The following is a 16,627-nucleotide window of genomic DNA, read 5'->3' on the forward strand; positions in this document are numbered from 1 at the left end:
GCCAAAGGCCGGGTGCAGATCAGCGGCTCTCTTGCTTACTCCAATTGGGATAGTCTGGCGGCTCAAAGTTTGTGTCGAAGTGTTCCCAATCGATGACGCGCTCTTGCAGGACGCTGGAGGTTATCAGGTGGACAACTAGCGCACCGTGCGCGCTTAAGCGGTGTGTCAAGGCTTCTAGATGTGGCATGGATGAGAAGACGACTTTCAGTACAGCACAATGGCTGCCACTGAGCTTATGGACTTCTCGCACTTCTGGATACTCCTCCAGAGTACTCGTGCGGAGCAGGCACGAGCCTTGATCACAGCGCAAATGGATAAGCGCCAGCAAGGGCATACCTAGTTTTGCGGGATTGATCTGTGCCCGGTACCCGGTGATTACGCCTGTATCCTCCAGCTTGCGTATGCGCTCAGCCGTAGCAGGGGCAGATAAGCCTATGCGTCGTCCCAGTTCGTTTGAGGAGAGGCGCGCGTCTTGCTGTAGTTCGCGGATGATCTTCCAATCTGTACTATCGAGCCGACTTTCTGATTTCACTGCCATCTTTCTCTTTTCCTTTGTTTTTGCTAAGCAGTATAGCATATATCTATTACGCTTTGTATTTACTCCTGAACCATTTTTAGGTATGCTTTCTCTACTACAAGGATCAGCCAGGCTCCGCATTAGCCCCTATCACTGAAGCACAGATACTTAATTGAGAAAAAAAGAATTTTGGCCTCACCTGGAATGTCGCTCTGGGGACCGGGGGCGTTCTGCTTGGCGAGGAGGTCAAAATCGAGCTCAATATGGAAGCAATAACCGGAAATGAGAGCATTGCCGAGAATGAGAGCATTGTATAATAGAATTGAGTCGTGATACACTTCAGGTTTGTTACAGCTTGACCGTATTTTTGCCATAGAACATATACAAGGAGCAAGACATGAATGAGCATGCAACCCCTTCGCCGCAACCTGCCAGTTCGCTCGCTCACTTTGAGGTTCTGCTTGGGGAATGGAATACAGTGGGAACCCATCCAGCTTTCCTATCCCCAGTGCATGGGCACACTTCTTTTGCATGGCTAGTGGATGGGGCCTTGCTGCTCTGGCGCTTTAATTGGGAACGTGGAGGCCCTCCCAACGCTCTAAGCGTCATTGGTCATGACGGCTCGCCTGAAACGTGTTCCATGCTCTATTCCGATGAGAGGGGAGTTTCCAGGATCTATCAGATGAGCCTCGAAGGCGGCGTGTGGAAGATGTGGAGAGATGTGCCGGGCTTCTCACAACGTGTGACTGGTACAGTAAGTTCGGATGGAAACACCATTACCTGTCATGGAGAGTTGTCGCGCGATGGGACACATTGGGAACGGGACCTGGATGTGACCTATACGAGGAAGCAAGCAAAAGTGCTAGATTCCCGCCTTTCCTAAGCCAGGAAGCAAGCATGACAAAGGAGGAGGTAATATCATGAGCGAAAACAGCGGGCTCGTGCGAGCGATCCTTTCTCAACTGCCTTATATAACGCTGGCAACCGCCACAAAAGACGGGCTGCCCTGGAATGTGCCAGTTTATGCCGCATGTGACGAAGCATTCAACTTCTTCTGGGTTTCGGCAAAGTACGCTCGTCACTCCCAAAATATCAGAGCAAATCAGCGTGTGGCCATTGTAGTGTATGACTCAACAGTTCCTTCAGGAACCGGAAAAGGGGTTTATATTGAGGCCAGGGCCTATGAGTTGGCCGATGAGCAAGAATGCAGCCACGCCTTAGCCTGTTTACAAAAACGGGGATGGGAAGATCCTCCTTCGGTAGACATGGTGCTTGGGGCAACCCTGCGAGGAGCCTATAAGGCGGTTCCAGAGAACATGTGGATAAACACTGAAGATGAGCATGGGCTTGATGGCCGGGTGCAGGTTGATATGTCGGAGCTTTGACTCGGGCGTGCGAGACGCAGGAGACCCTCTTCAGTAACATATTTGGTGGAGGCCTAAAGCCATTTATGCCTTGAAATATTGAAGAGACCGATCCAAAGTCAAGAATAGATGGCCTTCTGGCATCGTGCTAGTGGGCCTATTTTCTTTACCTGCTAATAGCTTTAGATTATATGGAGCTGCAAACCAAGATTGCAGACATGGCCGTTATTGGGAGCAGAGGTTTGTAGATCGAGATAGAGATTTTTTACCTTCTCTACTTCATTGCGTGTCTGCATCACGCTTGCAATCTTATATGCCTCTAATCCGGCCTGGGCGCTACCCTCAATGTCTCGTTCAAGTAGGTTTAATTTGGCCTCTGTGATATGCAGATTGACGCGCCAGATCATAAGATCAGGAGTCAGAGTCTTCCAGGCTGTATTGAGTTCGTTGCGCGCCTCTTTTAGCGCTCCTTTCCTCTGTTTGAAACGCATTAACGTTTTGGCCCGCTCATGGTGAACAGCCGTTATATTAGTTTTCAGGAATGTGCCATCATCCTCATATTTCCCCTTGTCTCTATAGACCATATTAGCCACCTTTCGCTGCCAGGCGTCACACAGGTCCTGCAGCTTTCTGTTATCTATGGCATAGAGCGAATTTACCTCGGCGGCAATAAGGTAAATGTTACTTTTCAACGGGTTACGGACTTGCCCTGCATATTCGAGCGCTGTATTGGCATCGAAGCGCGCAAGATCTAGATAGTGAGCAGCTTTTGCTTGTTCCCCTGGAAGCTTATCGGCAAACTCGTAGAGATCCAGATATACTCTTATACGCCGAAAGTGTGAGGATGCTATGAGCTCGTTATCTTTCAACTCGCTGGCAAGATCTATCGCTTTCTGTGAATGATTTAAGGCAACTGCTGTATCTATGCGGTCGCGAGCAAAGCGCGTGGAGAGCTGATAAAAACGGCAGAGTAAAGAGAACCAGGCTTCGCGCTCTATTGAAGGGGCATGAAGAGAAAGCTGTTCTAGTTTTTGCAGCCGTTTACTTATCCTGGCCGCTGTCTGCGGAGAGCCGCCTTTATAAGTGCTTTCCCAGCCTACCGCGAGCAGATCGTCGTAAAAATCATAAGAATCCTCTTCTACGAGTTGGAACATATCAGCAAAAGGGCTCTCTTGCTTTACTCCATTGTCTTGATAGGCCATAAAGCGCCAATCTAAGGCTAAGAGGGCCGGCGGTATTTGCAGAAGCCTAGCTAAAACCATTCGTCTCTCAACTGAATCGGGGGCGTCCATATTCATACTCCCTTGATGCTTATACTGCTGCATTACGGGGTTTCTATGAATATTTTACATTAATATCTGTATCTCTGTATACTATACGTCATTGCGTTTCTGTAGGATTACTTCGTTTTTCGCTTTATGTTTTTTCGCGACCAATTAAAGTTATTGGTCTCTAACGGTAAATCCTGTCTTGAAACTCTGAAGAGAGTAATACAAAGAACAAGAAAATAGATAGGCCCTCTGACATCGTGCTAGAGGGCGTTAGAATGGCGATTCAGGCTTTTATTTGTTTAAGATAAGTGATATCTTCCTGCTTTGTAAGCTTCTGGATTATGCTTGTAAAGCCACAGCTCAACATATCCCACTTTGATATGCTCTACGTTCAGGTCTGCTACAAACGCCTGTAATTGTGCCTGGGCAAGCGAAGTGTCGGACTCATCCTGGCACTGCGTTTCAACCTCTAAGAAGTCCCCCAGTCCTTCCACATGATCGATGCTCAGAACAATCCTACCATCAGTATAGGTTTCTCGCCTATTGTCGATCCTTACAAGCTCTTTAAGGCCATTCTCTTTTAATCCAGTCTGGAAGGCGGTTACAGGAATCCATGTAGATAAGAAGCGGGCAAAAAGCGCATTGATTTTCTTTAGATCTGTAGGTGAGGCGTGCAGAGGAAAAGAACGCTCATTCACTAAACCGTGTTCCTGACTCAGGTCCTCATTAAACTTAAATTCTATCTGACTATTGTTGCGTACCCTCAAAAATACAGCCTTGCGTAGAAGTTCCCAGGTGGGAGTATCATAATAGATGTCTTGGTTGTGTACTACTCCTGTAAAATCCATCCCCTGAAGCTTCTGACGGACTTTCTCTAGTAGTTGAGATGATAACTCGCACTTCAATTCTATTTCGATCAAGCCATAGCCCCTTTCCGACTTGCAAATTTTAAGACGTCTGCAGACGACATAAAAATGCGGCCCCCTTTAGCTTCTATCATATCTGCGATAGCTTGTACTTGCTTTTCATCTTCGTACCGTCTCCAGAGAGGAGAATGAGCGGACCAGGATACGACGATTGTTTGATGGGGAGTCTTCTTTAAAACTTCACCAGGCACACACCTGGCGAAGCGTCCTTTGTCATCAGAATAGAGCGGTCCTAAGATGAAGCCGTCGCAATTGGCTTGTAATCCCTGGATAGTAAGTTGCTCAAATTCTTGGAGTGAAAGATGGGGTAAGATTGGCCTTACAGCAATAAAGGTAGGTATTTCGATCCTCTTTAAGTTTGCGAGCGTTGCTATTCTTTCATCAGGCGTCGGTGTATGGGGCTCTACGCTCAGCGCTGAATCCCAACAACTTAGAGATACGATCCCTACTAGTGTCGTTTGAGCTGCAAGCATTGTTTGTTGAAGAGTTGCAAGAGCTTCAAGTGTTTGGCCTTTGATATATGCTTTAGTACTGAAACTAATATCTTTCGCAAAAACCGCCAATTCACGCAACATAGCCACCCCCCGTTCTGGTTGGACAAAAGGCTCTCCATCATATCCGAACTGAATAAATTCAAATGCGTGCGTTTTGGCAAACTCCTGAAACAGTTCTAGAATCTCTGCTGGTTTGACTCGCGCAGGACCAACTTCGCCAGTACGTGTATAGCAGTATCTGCATCCAAAAGGACAGGGCTGCCCAACGGGGACAAGTACTCTTTCTTTATCCACCTTGAATTGTATCAGTTTCGTGTTTTTCATCTATTTACCCTCTTGAAGAACACTCTTGACTTCACAAGTGTAACATCTTACCTATAAAAGTTCAAGACTTTTGTTAAACAGATAGAAATTTCATACTTGCTCTATAAAACTGCTTCATGTATTCTTACGTTAGTTAAGTAGCAAAAGCTATTCTTTGCATTTATGTTAACTAAAGCTCTTGTAGTCTGGTTGAAAGCTTGCTAAGCGAAAGGGGTTGAAATGCTCATGGGAATACCACAAGGCAATGCAAACGATGGGAAACTACTGGGTGATGATAGGTTTTTACGCCGCATTGCCTATCTCTATTATGAAGATGGGCAAACTCAGGATGCTATTGCAGAGATGGAATTTTGCTCTAGGCAAACTATTGGGAAAGCATTACAAAGGGCGAAAGACCGTGGCTTTATTCGGATTTCTATTGTGCCCGAGGAAAGAACAGGATATCTTCGCAATTTGTCGCGTGATCTACGTTTACGATTAGGATTGGATGATCTTATACTTGTACCTGGCCAGAACTTAGAAACTGGTGGCGCTGCACATGACATCCTTACTGCCATTACATCTACGGCAGCTGAGTATCTCGATCAGCTCTTAACGGATTCAGATATCCTGGCAGTTTCGGGAGGCAGGCATGTAATGAGACAAGTGGTAACTCATTTAAAGCCTACAAAGTTACTTCCTAATTTGATAGTGGTGCCCACTATTGGATTTGTACGACCTCAAACAAGTCTGGGTGACTCTAATTTGGTTTCTTACGACATTGCTGTAGCATATGGAGCGAAACATTTCTGGCTTCCTCTTCCCGCTATTGTAGAGACTCAAGCCCAGCTAGAGCAATCTCGCTCTTTACCCGTTGTAAGAGATGTATTGAAAACTATAGAACAGGCTACCGTGATTATGACTGGTCTCTGGCTCCCTAATGCGAATGAGAAGCTTATTGAGGCCGGTATTTTATCGCGACAGCAAGTAGAATTATTAAGATCCTGCCATCCAGTGGTAGATATTAATCATTGGGCGTTTGATGCATCAGGAATGTGTATTAATCAGCAGTTTGATCCTCCTCCATGTTACCTTACAGGACTCGAAATCCCTCACTTGAAAGAAAAAGTAAGAGCAGGATCTACTAAAGTTATCCTTGTTGCGGGTGCCAATAGAGCATATGTGCCTTCTATTCTTGCCGCACTAAAGGCTGGTATTGCTAACATTCTTGTGACAGATCATGTAACCGCAGAATTGCTTATGCAATCTGGAGAAAAGCTACGATAGATAAAATAATATGGACAAAAGCGCAATTGATAGAGCTCTTTTCAGTTGCGCTTTTTATATTGGCACTTTGCTACGATTTTTCACTGTTGATACCCGAAGCCACTACTTAAAGGAAAATGAAGGAATGCAATCTAATAGATAAGATAGTGGCATTTGCTATATTTTTAACTTATGCTACAGGATGTATTGATGTTTAACTTTTGTAATGATAGACTCAATATATAGAAAAGCTATAAATTGTGGGAAAGGAGGGTTAGAGATGAAAATAAAGTAACAAGATAGGAAGCATGAAAGAGATGCTAATTTGAAAAATATCATAGTACGTATATTACGTTAAAAAGTAGAAGTGGTTTTGTAGCGTCGTATCCCTGGAAGTGTTGTCAGTGAGAAAGAGGATGAAATGAGCGAGATAGCGGAGATACGCAGGCGTATCGAAGAGAACTATGAGGCTGCCTGGCGGGCTTTATATGCGCCTGCCGTGGTTGCGCCTCACAAGTTTATCACCCGAAAATTGATACAGGTGGAGAGCGGATATGCTGAACTTATGAAGCATGAGGTGAAAAGCAGGCCAACGAGGCGGTTTTAGCCATTGCCGCCGATACGCAGCAGGCGGTAAAAAGTGACCTGGGCCTCAAGCCAACTTTGTGCCAGGTGCTTGCGGAATGCCAGATCCGACCAGAGCAGCTAGCCGGCGCGGCGGGAATCGGCGCGAGCATCGAGTTTCTTGCGGAGATTGGCGTTCCGATTGAGGAGAGGCATGCCCAGGCCTTAGTGCGCGCATTGTCGCAGCTCTCTCAGCAAGCCTACACGTTGAATGATGTGGCCATTAAGATTGCTGCTACGCAGGGAGGCTAGAGGATGAAGAATTTGCTTCTGCCCATCAGGTTAGAGCTGCGCCCAGCACAATTGTCGCTTGTGCCACAGCTCAAGGAACTCTTCCCAGAAATCGAGGCAGTCGCCCAGGAGACGATACGGAGCTATGCCTACTTTGCGACTATCAATCTGTCAGCACCAGGCCTGACGCAGGCCGCCTTCTTGCAACAGCATCAGATTCACTACATAGATCTGCAGCGGGAGCGCGAAGAGGTAATCAAGGTCTGCTTTCAGGGCTTGGATATTAACGGCGTGCGTATCCATAGCGTGACCTGCTGCACCGATAGTCTGGGACATGTTAGCGCCTATCTTGAGGGCAAAGAACGCGACGGGCAGATGTGGCAAACGGCGCATCCATATTTGCATGGCGAAGAGCGCGATGAGCATATCTTTATTGTGAACTTTCCGGCTAGCTGGCAACTACGCGAGAGAGGGAGGTAGCGGCTATGGCACAAAGGCTCGGGCTGCTTGCCAGCCAGGCATTGAGCGAGAAAACGCAAACGGTGCTCCTGGAGCTAGAGCAGTGCATCGATGAGCTTTTCGTACGGGCGAGCCTGCAAGGCTATACCGAGCAGGTCTACACCGAACTCCTGGAGCTCGCTAGCCAGGCGAGCAAGCATATGAAAGCGCTGCAAGCCGGCGATCAGGTCACGCAAGATTGGATTGTGCAGCGCGACGCCCTCTCTCACGAAATAGAGAGCAGAATGGATAGGGAGGCCACGGAACAGTAAGCACCTTCTGGCACCACTATTTCTACAGAAAGTTACAAAGGGGCAAGAGAGGTCACCTTCCAACCTTGGAGAGATCTGCCTGCTTGCCCCAGTAGCTTTACCTCTTATATTTTACCGCTTGCGGGTTTGCCCCAGGTGATCCCACCAGCCACATTCAAGGTGAGCAAGCCATCCTGAGCAAAGGGCAAAAGGAGCTCCTGCATCTCCCTGTCAAACTGTGCAGCTTGCTCTGTGGTCATGGTGTCGAGTGAAAGCGTGCTACGCGCATGCTGGGCAGCAATATAATCCTCAACCGTTTGCTTGACCAACACCGGAGCGCTCTGACGCTCGCCAAGTTTTTGGAACAGCTGCTCCTTCTCCAACTCGGCAATCCAGTCGAACGGCTGGTAAGTAGGGTTGTTGGAGAAGCGCTGGATGATCTGGCGAGCGCCATCGCTCCAGGGCGCGGACCTGGCAGATTGCTCCTCAACGTAGGTAATAGCAAGCATGCCATGTGGCGTCAAGATGCGGGCGAGGCGCGGTAAAACTACATTCCACTCCATCCAGTGCAGGCTCTCGCCTGCCGTCACCAGAGCATAGGGTGGCTCAAGCTCCACGCTCTCAGCCGGCCCATGCAGCCAGCGGATCTTTGGGGAATCGCCTCCGGGCAGCGTTCTGGCGCGCTCAAGCATCGGCAGCGAAAGATCAACAGCATCAATGCGCTCAATATAATCGGCCAGGGGACGCGCAATATTGCCGGTCCCGCAGCCCACGTCGAGGACAGCGCGCGGCTCCTCAACTATCAATTCGTTGAGGATGGTGAAGATTTCTTGTGGATAGGTAGGGCGCAGGTGATAGCGATCCACCACGCTCTGATCCTGAAAGCGCCCGGCATTATGCTCGCCCTGTAAGAAGGGATGCTTCATTCTCTTCTGGCACCTTTCCCTTAACTTTTTTCGAACTTTCTAATCTCGGAACTTCTGGCAGCGTTGCCAGCATAGTGATAGACCTGCACATCTGAGTGGACGGCAGCCGGTGCAGTCTATCAGCTTGTTATGGCCTGTGTCAATAGCCAGCTTATCTGGATGCCAAGAGTTTCCGTTTGAATAAGCATATGTGGGCTCAGGTGCGCTTGATGAGCCCACGCTTGATAGTGGGCCGGCTTGCTTGAGCGCGATAAGAACGGAAACTGCGCGGGTAAAGTGAACGGCCACGAGATTGGATGGTTGAAAGTATAAAGATAGCATCCAATGGCGCAGCCAAGCAGGATAAGCGTCAGGATGCCGATAATGGTGAGGACGCGACGCTTGCGCCTAGTTGGCGAGTGCGCTTCTGACAGTTCCCCTTCCTTGCTGGAAGATGGCGCGCTCTGCTCATGCCGAGGGACGGGGTAAATGGGCTGAGTTGGGGATTGGGCAAGCGTGGTCAGATATATCTCGTGAAACAAATCCTTAGCCTGACCCAGTTCTTGCGAGACCTGGACAGAACTAGCATCCTTGGGGCTCTGCTGCTCAACCCGGGCTCCTTGCTCGACGCTGGCCATAGGAAGTTCAGTTTGAGGCAGTCCAATCGGTTGGGCCACGACTAACTGTGGCTCCTCCTGGCTCTCTAGCTGAGTCTGGCCCTGGGAGGTATCGTTAAGCCCTGTGCCATCTTCGATAGCGATTGGAAAGATGCTAAGATCGTTGATTGCAGGTGCGAGAATGTCTGAACCTGGCTGTTTATGTTTCTGAGGAACCGCGGATCTGCCGGAGGCTGGACTTTCCTGCGGAACTGGCTGGAAACTGATTTGCTCATTTGTAGGAGTAGCCGGCGCGCTAACAAGGCCTGGTGCCGCAATCTGGACCCGGCAAGCCTGCTCAAGAGCCTCAGCAAACTGTTCTACATGCTCGAAGCGTTGCTGCTGCTCTTTGGAGAGCGCACGCATAATCACTTGCTCAATGGCGGGAGGCAAACTGGGAGCGTGCCTGGGAAACTGAGGTGATTCTTTGTAGAGATGCTGCTGGCCTATTTCCTGGTCAGAGCCGCTGAAAGGGAGGGAGCCAGAAAGCCATTCATAGGCCATAGCGGCGAGCGCATACTGGTCGCTGGCCGGGCTGGGCTGGCCCTGAAGCTGTTCTGGCGCCATATAGGCGATAGTTTCGTTGCGGCGCAGCGCATAGCGGTGGAGCGATAACTGCGGAGCCAGCGTGGCAAAGCCAAAATCGCTGAGTAAGATCTCGCCGTTTGCTCCCAACAAAATATTATCAGGCTTGAGATTGTGATGGAGGAGTTGCCGATCATGGGCAAACTGTAGAGCCGCGGCTATCTGCCGCGTGATTTCGACGACCTCAGCAAGTGGCATTGTAGCGCCACGGGGATAGCGACGCCGTATAGAGCCGTTGTGGGCATACCCCATAACGATGTAGGGAGTCGTACCTTCTATGCCGAAATCGTGGAGGCGTATGATATGAGGATGCTCAAGCTGGGCCAGGACACGAGCCTCAGCGAGAAAGTTGCTAAGGATATCATTAGCCAGGCGCGCGTGTAAAAGTTTAATGGCCACCATAAACTTGAGGTAGATATGCTGGCCAAGATAGACCTCTGCCCATCCTCCAAAGCCTAACAAGTGTGAGACGCTGTAATTGCCGACCTTATATCTTGTATAATCATTCACCTTACATCCACCTTACTAACTTCATTCGTTTCTTGTCAAAGCAATCAAGAAAAAGTCTATAGTATATTACATATCCTTTAATTTTGACGTGCACGCCTCTTGTCAGTAACATGTTTATCTTTACTTATTTCCTTCTTGTGCATATCTGCACGAATGTATGCGCGTGAGTTAGTAAATATAGCATGGATGTGAGACGTTGTTTTGAGGCGAGACCAGGGAAACCGAAGTAAAACCGAGGAATTGATCATCAAGAACCTGGGAAAATCGCGCTATAGCTCAGGATGGCGCCTGTGCAGTTGTCGAGTGTGCAAGCGATCAGCTAGAGAGAGCAGGAAAGACGTTCCTGGTTTTCGGTGCAGGGGTAAGTTTGTTTCCACCACTTCTCGAATCTTGCTATTTTTTCTGATATCCCTAAAAAGAGCAACTCCAGGGTTGCCAATTGCGCTTTTTTTTTGGTATACTCTCGAATGTGCAACCTGAAAGTTGCATATATAAAAAAGACATGCGCATTCCGCGTCACTTGAGAGGAGATCCCATGACCCTTTCTGATCGTATCGAACGAACCATGCTTTTGCCAGTTCCGCGTGAGCGCGTCTGGGATGCCGTCACAAAGCCTGAACAGCTTGCCCGCTGGTTTGGGGTGGTGAGAGCTATGGATTTTCGCGTAGGCGGTGCCATTCAACTTAGCTGGGAGAATAAACCTTGCCCTTATCCTGGCGTGATCGAGGCTATTGAGCCAGTGCGGCGCTTTGCCTTTCGCTGGCCCTCCTATGCTGTTGCTCACCCCGAGATCACATTTGACATCGTACCTAGTACACTTGTAGACATTACCCTGGAAGAACATGCCGAAGGGACCCTCTTGACGCTGGTTGAGTCGGGGTTTGCTTCCCAGCCTCTGGCTGTTCCGGCAGAGGAACTCTATCGCGGCAATCAGGATGGCTGGCAAGAGTGTCTGAACGGGTTGCGTGCGTACCTCCAGCACCAGGAAGTCGTGTAGTGCCTGCGTGGTTCTGGCCCATCTGGATTGCTTGTTGGAGATGATACGAAAGAGCATCTCGCGAAGACGGAGAGGAGAAACAGGTGACGACTGATGCACAGACGCAGCGCGTCTTTCTGGCTCTCGCTGATCCCACGCGTCGTTTGTTGTTGCAGCACTTGTGCGAAGAAGGCTCAGGGACAGCGGCGGGCTTTGCCACCCGTTTGCCTATCACGCGTCAAGCCATCATCAAGCACCTGGTAACCTTAGAGCAGGCCGGTCTCGTCACGGCCCGCGAGACGGGGCGGGAGCGGCGATATATGCCACGGCCAGAGGCGTTACAAACCGTCACTGCTTGGATTGGGGACATTGAAGCCCAATGGGATCAGCGTCTTGCTGACCTGCGGAGCTATCTGCTTGAGGAACCAGGCACATCATCTGTGCAGGTGAAAGATCATAGCGCCAGGAAGGAGTAAGCTCCCTGGCACTATGCTCCACCCTTTCATTTCGAGGGGTCCGGCACAGCGAGAAGATCACAAGACTGCGCGCGAGCCGTATCAGAGCCCGCTGATTTCTCTGGTGCAACCCATCTGGATGCAGTTAGCCTTTTCGCCCAAACATGTAGCGTATGGACAAGAGTAGATAAGGTCAACTAGACAAGCAAAAGACAGATAGAATAGTGATGTCTCTTTATGAGAGGATTGAGCCATGAATAAGCAAAATTACACCACAACCTTTACCGTAGACCAGACGCCGGAAGAAGCCTTTGCCGCCATTATCAATGTTCGCGGATGGTGGTCAGAAGAAATTGAAGGCAGCACAGATAAACTCGGTGCTGAATTTAGTATGCGCTACCAGGATGTTCATTACAGCAAACAGAAGATTACAGAATTGATACCTGATCAAAAAGTCGCCTGGCTTGTTTTAGATGCCCACCTTAATTTTACTCAAGACAAAAGCGAGTGGAAGGGCACAGAAATTACATTTGAAATCTCTAAAAAGGGTGATAAAACCGAGGTGTGCTTCACTCACCTGGGTTTAGTTCCCGATTATGAGTGTTACCACGTCTGTTCAGATGCATGGGGCTTTTATATTCGGGGGAGTTTACGGAGCTTGATTATGACAGGGAAAGGGCAGCCCAACCGGAAAGAAAATGTTGACGAGATCGCCGCACAACATGCTGTACGTCTGCAGGGAATGCAGGCTGGCAAGTAGCCACGCTCGGAATGAGCTTTTCTGTGCTCATATGTTTGTTGGCTTGAACTCCTCAATAACGTGAATCGTGTTGGGGTAGTGTAAAGATTCGCGGCGCCAGAGGCAGGGTAGAAAATACGCTGTTTCGAGAATTGCCGAGAAGAAGAGAAGGGATACTAGCACATCCTTTCTCTTCTTCCACACTTGCTATCTCCTTAAAAAAGAGCTTTACTAGCTCTAAGCATGTATGTTTTCTGCAAGTCAAAAAAGGCGGTGCCTTGCTATATAGGCACCGCTTTTATCTACGAAGTTATCCTATCTAAAGACTAAGTTAGCCTTTGACTGCGCCTGCAGTCAGGCCGGAGACGATACGGCGCTGGAAGATCAGCACAAGAATAACCAGTGGAATGGTGACGATAATCGCCGCCGCCGCCAGCTGGCCATAAGCGATAAGGTGCTCGCCGTTGAAGCGCGTAATGCCAACAGTAACCGGCTGAGCTGCCTCGTCGCTGGTAAGGTTTAGACCAAAGAGGAAGTCGTTCCACACAGCGATAAAAGAGAGGATTGCTGCGGCGAAGACTCCCGGCGCGGTCAGAGGTACCACGACATGCCAGAGCGCTCCAAGGCGCGAGGCTCCATCCACGCGCGCCGCCTCCTCAAGATCTGGGGGCAGATCGCGGAAGAACGAGGTAAGGAACCAGATGGTCAGCGGCAGTGTGATCACCAGGTCCGGAATTATCAAGGCCCAGTACGTATTGTAAATGTAAAGCGGGCCAGTGAAGATTACGAAGAGCGGTCCCAGCATGGCAATGAAGGGGAACATGTTCACAGAGAGGATCGTGGCAAGCACGGCTCCTTTGCCGATAAACTTCATGCGCGCGATAGCATAGGCGCACAGAATACCAAAGACCAGGGATAGCAGCGTAGTAACACTTGCCACAATCGCGCTATTTCTCAGATCCTCGATAAAGAAAGGCGAGCTTAGCAAGACCTGGATATAGTTGTCGAGCACGAAGGAGTGCGGGAACAGTGTAGGCGGAGAAGCCGTCACTTCAAGGCCGCTCTTAATCGAAGTGATAAAGGTCCAGTAGAGAGGGGCCAGGGCTACAATCACGATCACGACTACGGCAATATAGCGCCCGATCTTAGCCCAGCTCTCCTTGCGTTCGGCTGCGCGCCGACGCGTGGCGGCCAGCTCCTTATGAGGAGAGGCGGTAAGTGTCTGATCCTGAACTGTCATGAGAAGTAGATCTCCTTTCTGATGGATGCTTTACGCTGCCCTAGCCTACCTGCCGCATCACATCGCGCATCATCGAGACGAAGATGAGGCTGATTATAATGCCGAAGACGAAAACAATCACAGCCGCAGCTACTCCCGGCGTGAAATCTCCAGCGGTCCCGGCAAACATACCATAGTTAGCATACGTAGCCATCGATTGCACGGAGCGCTGCCCGAAAACATAGAAGATGTCGAAGGCGCGAATCGCATCTAGTGCGCGGAAGAGCAGCGCGATCAACAGCGGATTCTTCAGCATCGGCAGCGTGATGGACCAGAACTGTTGCCAGCGCGTACTACCATCGACGCTGGCGGCCTCGTAGAGATCGGATGGAATGACCTGCAGACCGGCAAGGATGAGCAGGGCCATGAAAGGAGTGGTTTTCCAGACGTCAGTAATCACGGAGGCGAGAATGACGCCCGAAGAGCTGCCCAGAAGCGTATCGCCGGGCCTTACCAGGTGAAGGCCCTGTAAGATATAGGTAATAATGCCTGTCTGGTCGTTGTACATGAGTAGCCACATCTGAGCAGAAACGACGGTCGGGAAGGCCCAGGGAACCAGGATTGCTGCGCGCACCAGGCCACGCCCTGGGAAGGTTTTGTTGATCAGCAGGGCGATGCCAAGGCCAAAGAGTGTCTCAAAGAAGACGCTGATAACTGAGAAGATGAGCGTTGTGCTGATCGAGTTCAGGAAGATACGATCAGAGAGCACGTGGACATAGTTGGCAAAACCCACGAATACTGAACCCGCGACTGTCAGCGGATTCTCGATAAAGCTGAGATAGATCGAATTAAGAATTGGATAGACTGCGATTACCAGGATGAGTATGATCGTAGGGAGTACCAGAAGATATGGCAAGAACCCCCCATTCATACTGATGCGCTCAAGAAGTGTTGGCGATTTTTGTGTGTCGTCTACTTGTGCCGCCATAACATTTTCCCCCTTGTCTAGGTTCTACGCCGAAAATGACCGGATATCGTACTGAGATATCCATGGGATCGGGGGCCTGCCTCCCCGCCGAGTTGCAGAACGGAATACTCCAATTATACACAGTTGGGGTAACCTGGGAAAGGTTACCCCTTGTCTCGTTTATATTTAGGATGAAGCGACGAGCTTTTGCAGGTCCGCTTGCAGGGCACTCAGGGCATCATTGGGGCTGGCCTGCTTCTTGAGAGCCTGATAGATGTGGAGCTGGATCGCTTTCGAAAGATCAGGATACTTGGGCGAGACCGGGCGGGGCAGCGCATTCTGCAGAATGGGCTTAAGCTTGCCAAAGAGCGGAGCCTTGGACAAGACTTCCTGGTCGTCATAGACGCTCTGCAGGGTGGTGGTCCAGGTCGCCTTGGTTGCTCCCTCTTTTTGTGCCGCAGGCTGCAACATGTACTTGATGAACTCCCAGCATTGATCGGCGTTGGGGGTAAAGGCGTTGATGGCCAGGTTCCAACCACCGATGGCGGAATGTCCAACCGATTCGGAGCCGCCGTGGGGCAAGGCGCTGATATCAAATTTGCCGGCAATCTTGGATTGGCTGCTGTCGCTGCCGAGAGCATAGGCGTAAGGCCAGTTGCGCATAAAGGCCGAGTTGCCATTCTGGAAGACCGAGCGCGATGGGTCCTCTGTGTAGGTTGTGACGGCATCGGGCGAAATAGTGCCAACCCAACCAACCATCATGCTCAAGGCCTTCTGGCCCTCGGGACTATTGACAGTGACCTTGGTCGGATCGTTGGGGTCCAGGACGTGGCCACCCATGCCGTAGAGGACTTCTACAAAGTTGCAGACCAGGCCCTCATACTGTGAGCCCTGCCAGACATAGCCATATTTTATCTTGGAGGGCGAAACGCTCTTGGCCGTGCTGGTCAGATCGTCCCAGGTGGCCGGTGGTGTAGGTACGAGATCCTTGCGATAGTAGAGCAGGCCCAGATCTGTACGATAAGGGGCAGCCCACAGCTTGCCTTGATAGGTACAGCCCTGGACCGGTCCGGGCAGATACTTGCTGCGCTCACTTGTCGGCCACTGGCTATCGCTGATCGGGGCTATCCATTGCTGGGCGCCAAATTCGGCGGGATAGACGATATCAAGCGAGAGCACGTCGATGCTATGGCTGCGCGCACGGAGCATGGTGGTGTACTTGGCAAGCATTTCATCGGTGCTGGATGGACCCTGGTTCCAGGTGACATGGATGCCCTTCTGCTTGCCTATCGTGCTATTGAAGGTATCTACAAGATCCTTGTAGGTGTTGGTGGTGTCGTTTTCGCTTTGCCAGACAATGTTGGTGGCGGCTCCGTTACCGCCTGTGCTGTTGGTAGTTCCTCCACAGGCTTCGAGGAGCGAGACGGCCGCACCGCTGGTGAGTCCAACTGCCAGGGCCCTCTCCAGGAAGGTTCGGCGCTTCATGCGGCCAGAGCGCATTTTTACGATGATTTCGTCAAGGGCTTCGCGCTGCTCAGGAAACATTAGGAGTCCTCCTTTGGACGGTTGTTGTGTAGGCTAAAATAAAGTACATGGATATGTGCTTTCCTGGCCTACCAGCTTTCAATAAGAGCCGGATGGACGCTCTGCTTTCTCCATGTTGCCGTTGCTCTGCTTACCTAAAGTTATTGATAAATGAAATAACTTCTACTTTTCAGAACGTGATCTCAGCGTTTGGAGTTTCAAAGCTGCCCCATCCCCGGAAAGTAGTAGCGTTTGGGCTGCGAGATAAAATAGTGCTAGCTTATATAAATGATCAGCGCTACTTCACTTCCTCTTTGATCATTACACACTACTGGATTGACCACCT

The 16,627-nt window shown here is 50.1% G+C and carries 19 protein-coding genes; 10 read left to right on the top strand and 9 right to left on the bottom strand.

All coding sequences use genetic code 11. The annotated features are described in order from the left end of the window. Positions 1-19: 19 nt before the first annotated feature. The gene (locus tag EPA93_RS35580) at positions 20-538 is read right to left on the bottom strand and encodes an Lrp/AsnC family transcriptional regulator (protein ID WP_129892069.1); all 519 of its coding nucleotides are present in this window, start codon (positions 536-538) and stop codon (positions 20-22) included. Between the two features lie 376 nt (positions 539-914). On the opposite strand from EPA93_RS35580, the gene EPA93_RS35585 reads away from it, so the two are divergent. Beyond that, positions 915-1,400, top strand: coding sequence for a hypothetical protein (locus EPA93_RS35585; protein ID WP_129892070.1), 486 nt, complete (start codon positions 915-917; stop codon positions 1,398-1,400). A gap of 37 nt (positions 1,401-1,437) precedes the next feature. Beyond that, positions 1,438-1,902 (top strand): pyridoxamine 5'-phosphate oxidase family protein, encoded by a 465-nt coding sequence (locus EPA93_RS35590; protein WP_129892071.1) that lies wholly within the window; start codon positions 1,438-1,440, stop codon positions 1,900-1,902. A 161-nt stretch (positions 1,903-2,063) separates the two neighbouring features. On the opposite strand, the gene EPA93_RS35595 is transcribed toward EPA93_RS35590, so the two are convergent. The 3 genes from EPA93_RS35595 to EPA93_RS35605 all read right to left on the bottom strand — a co-directional run bounded on the left by EPA93_RS35595 (position 2,064) and on the right by EPA93_RS35605 (position 4,896). Beyond that, the gene (locus EPA93_RS35595) at positions 2,064-3,173 is read right to left on the bottom strand and encodes a hypothetical protein (protein ID WP_129892072.1); all 1,110 of its coding nucleotides are present in this window, start codon (positions 3,171-3,173) and stop codon (positions 2,064-2,066) included. Between the two features lie 278 nt (positions 3,174-3,451). After that, positions 3,452-4,072, bottom strand: coding sequence for a class IV adenylate cyclase (locus EPA93_RS35600; protein ID WP_242527211.1), 621 nt, complete (start codon positions 4,070-4,072; stop codon positions 3,452-3,454). Beyond that, positions 4,069-4,896 (bottom strand): radical SAM protein, encoded by an 828-nt coding sequence (locus EPA93_RS35605; protein ID WP_129892073.1) that lies wholly within the window; start codon positions 4,894-4,896, stop codon positions 4,069-4,071. The genes EPA93_RS35600 and EPA93_RS35605 overlap by 4 nt, the downstream gene beginning before the upstream one ends. A 225-nt stretch (positions 4,897-5,121) precedes the next feature. Between EPA93_RS35605 and EPA93_RS35610 the strand changes: the two genes are divergently transcribed. The 5 genes from EPA93_RS35610 (at position 5,122) to EPA93_RS35630 (ending at position 7,766) form a co-directional block, all read left to right on the top strand. Next, entirely contained in the window at positions 5,122-6,162 is a 1,041-nt protein-coding gene (locus EPA93_RS35610) for a sugar-binding transcriptional regulator (RefSeq protein WP_242527212.1), read from the top strand. A 400-nt stretch (positions 6,163-6,562) separates the two neighbouring features. Further along, positions 6,563-6,748 carry a hypothetical protein gene (locus tag EPA93_RS35615; protein ID WP_129892075.1) on the top strand — a complete coding sequence of 62 codons (186 nt, stop codon included), beginning with the start codon at positions 6,563-6,565 and terminating at the stop codon, positions 6,746-6,748. 65 nt (positions 6,749-6,813) lie between these two features. Continuing rightward, positions 6,814-7,017, top strand: a complete 204-nt coding sequence (locus EPA93_RS35620) for a hypothetical protein (RefSeq protein ID WP_129892076.1) — start codon at positions 6,814-6,816, stop codon at positions 7,015-7,017. Positions 7,018-7,020: 3 nt separating this feature from the next. Continuing rightward, complete coding sequence (locus tag EPA93_RS35625; protein WP_129892077.1) at positions 7,021-7,476, top strand: hypothetical protein; 456 nt, start codon at positions 7,021-7,023, stop codon at positions 7,474-7,476. Positions 7,477-7,481: 5 nt separating this feature from the next. Continuing rightward, positions 7,482-7,766, top strand: a complete 285-nt coding sequence (locus EPA93_RS35630) for a hypothetical protein (RefSeq protein WP_129892078.1) — start codon at positions 7,482-7,484, stop codon at positions 7,764-7,766. A 104-nt stretch (positions 7,767-7,870) separates the two neighbouring features. Here the strand turns inward: EPA93_RS35630 and EPA93_RS35635 are convergent, their stop codons facing one another. Together EPA93_RS35635 and EPA93_RS35640 are read right to left on the bottom strand one after the other, a co-directional pair. Beyond that, positions 7,871-8,671, bottom strand: a complete 801-nt coding sequence (locus EPA93_RS35635) for a class I SAM-dependent methyltransferase (RefSeq protein WP_129892079.1) — start codon at positions 8,669-8,671, stop codon at positions 7,871-7,873. Between the two features lie 119 nt (positions 8,672-8,790). Then, positions 8,791-10,401 (bottom strand): serine/threonine protein kinase, encoded by a 1,611-nt coding sequence (locus tag EPA93_RS35640; protein WP_129892080.1) that lies wholly within the window; start codon positions 10,399-10,401, stop codon positions 8,791-8,793. A gap of 535 nt (positions 10,402-10,936) precedes the next feature. On the opposite strand from EPA93_RS35640, the gene EPA93_RS35645 reads away from it, so the two are divergent. From EPA93_RS35645 to EPA93_RS35655, 3 genes are all read left to right on the top strand, one after another. Further along, positions 10,937-11,398 carry an SRPBCC domain-containing protein gene (locus tag EPA93_RS35645; RefSeq protein ID WP_129892081.1) on the top strand — a complete coding sequence of 154 codons (462 nt, stop codon included), beginning with the start codon at positions 10,937-10,939 and terminating at the stop codon, positions 11,396-11,398. A gap of 83 nt (positions 11,399-11,481) precedes the next feature. Beyond that, positions 11,482-11,853, top strand: coding sequence for an ArsR/SmtB family transcription factor (locus EPA93_RS35650; RefSeq protein WP_129892082.1), 372 nt, complete (start codon positions 11,482-11,484; stop codon positions 11,851-11,853). Between the two features lie 232 nt (positions 11,854-12,085). After that, positions 12,086-12,592: an SRPBCC family protein gene (locus EPA93_RS35655; protein ID WP_129892083.1), complete on the top strand. Its 507-nt coding sequence runs from the start codon at positions 12,086-12,088 to the stop codon at positions 12,590-12,592. 310 nt (positions 12,593-12,902) lie between these two features. Here the strand turns inward: EPA93_RS35655 and EPA93_RS35660 are convergent, their stop codons facing one another. From EPA93_RS35660 to EPA93_RS35670, 3 genes are all read right to left on the bottom strand, one after another. Beyond that, complete coding sequence (locus tag EPA93_RS35660; RefSeq protein ID WP_129892084.1) at positions 12,903-13,811, bottom strand: carbohydrate ABC transporter permease; 909 nt, start codon at positions 13,809-13,811, stop codon at positions 12,903-12,905. A 40-nt stretch (positions 13,812-13,851) separates the two neighbouring features. Beyond that, entirely contained in the window at positions 13,852-14,778 is a 927-nt protein-coding gene (locus tag EPA93_RS35665) for a carbohydrate ABC transporter permease (protein WP_129892085.1), read from the bottom strand. Between the two features lie 165 nt (positions 14,779-14,943). Beyond that, positions 14,944-16,302: an ABC transporter substrate-binding protein gene (locus EPA93_RS35670; RefSeq protein ID WP_129892086.1), complete on the bottom strand. Its 1,359-nt coding sequence runs from the start codon at positions 16,300-16,302 to the stop codon at positions 14,944-14,946. Positions 16,303-16,627 lie beyond the last annotated feature (325 nt).

Origin of the sequence: Ktedonosporobacter rubrisoli (genome assembly GCF_004208415.1) — a bacterium.
In the GTDB taxonomy this organism is placed as follows: Bacteria; Chloroflexota; Ktedonobacteria; order Ktedonobacterales; family Ktedonobacteraceae; genus Ktedonosporobacter; species Ktedonosporobacter rubrisoli.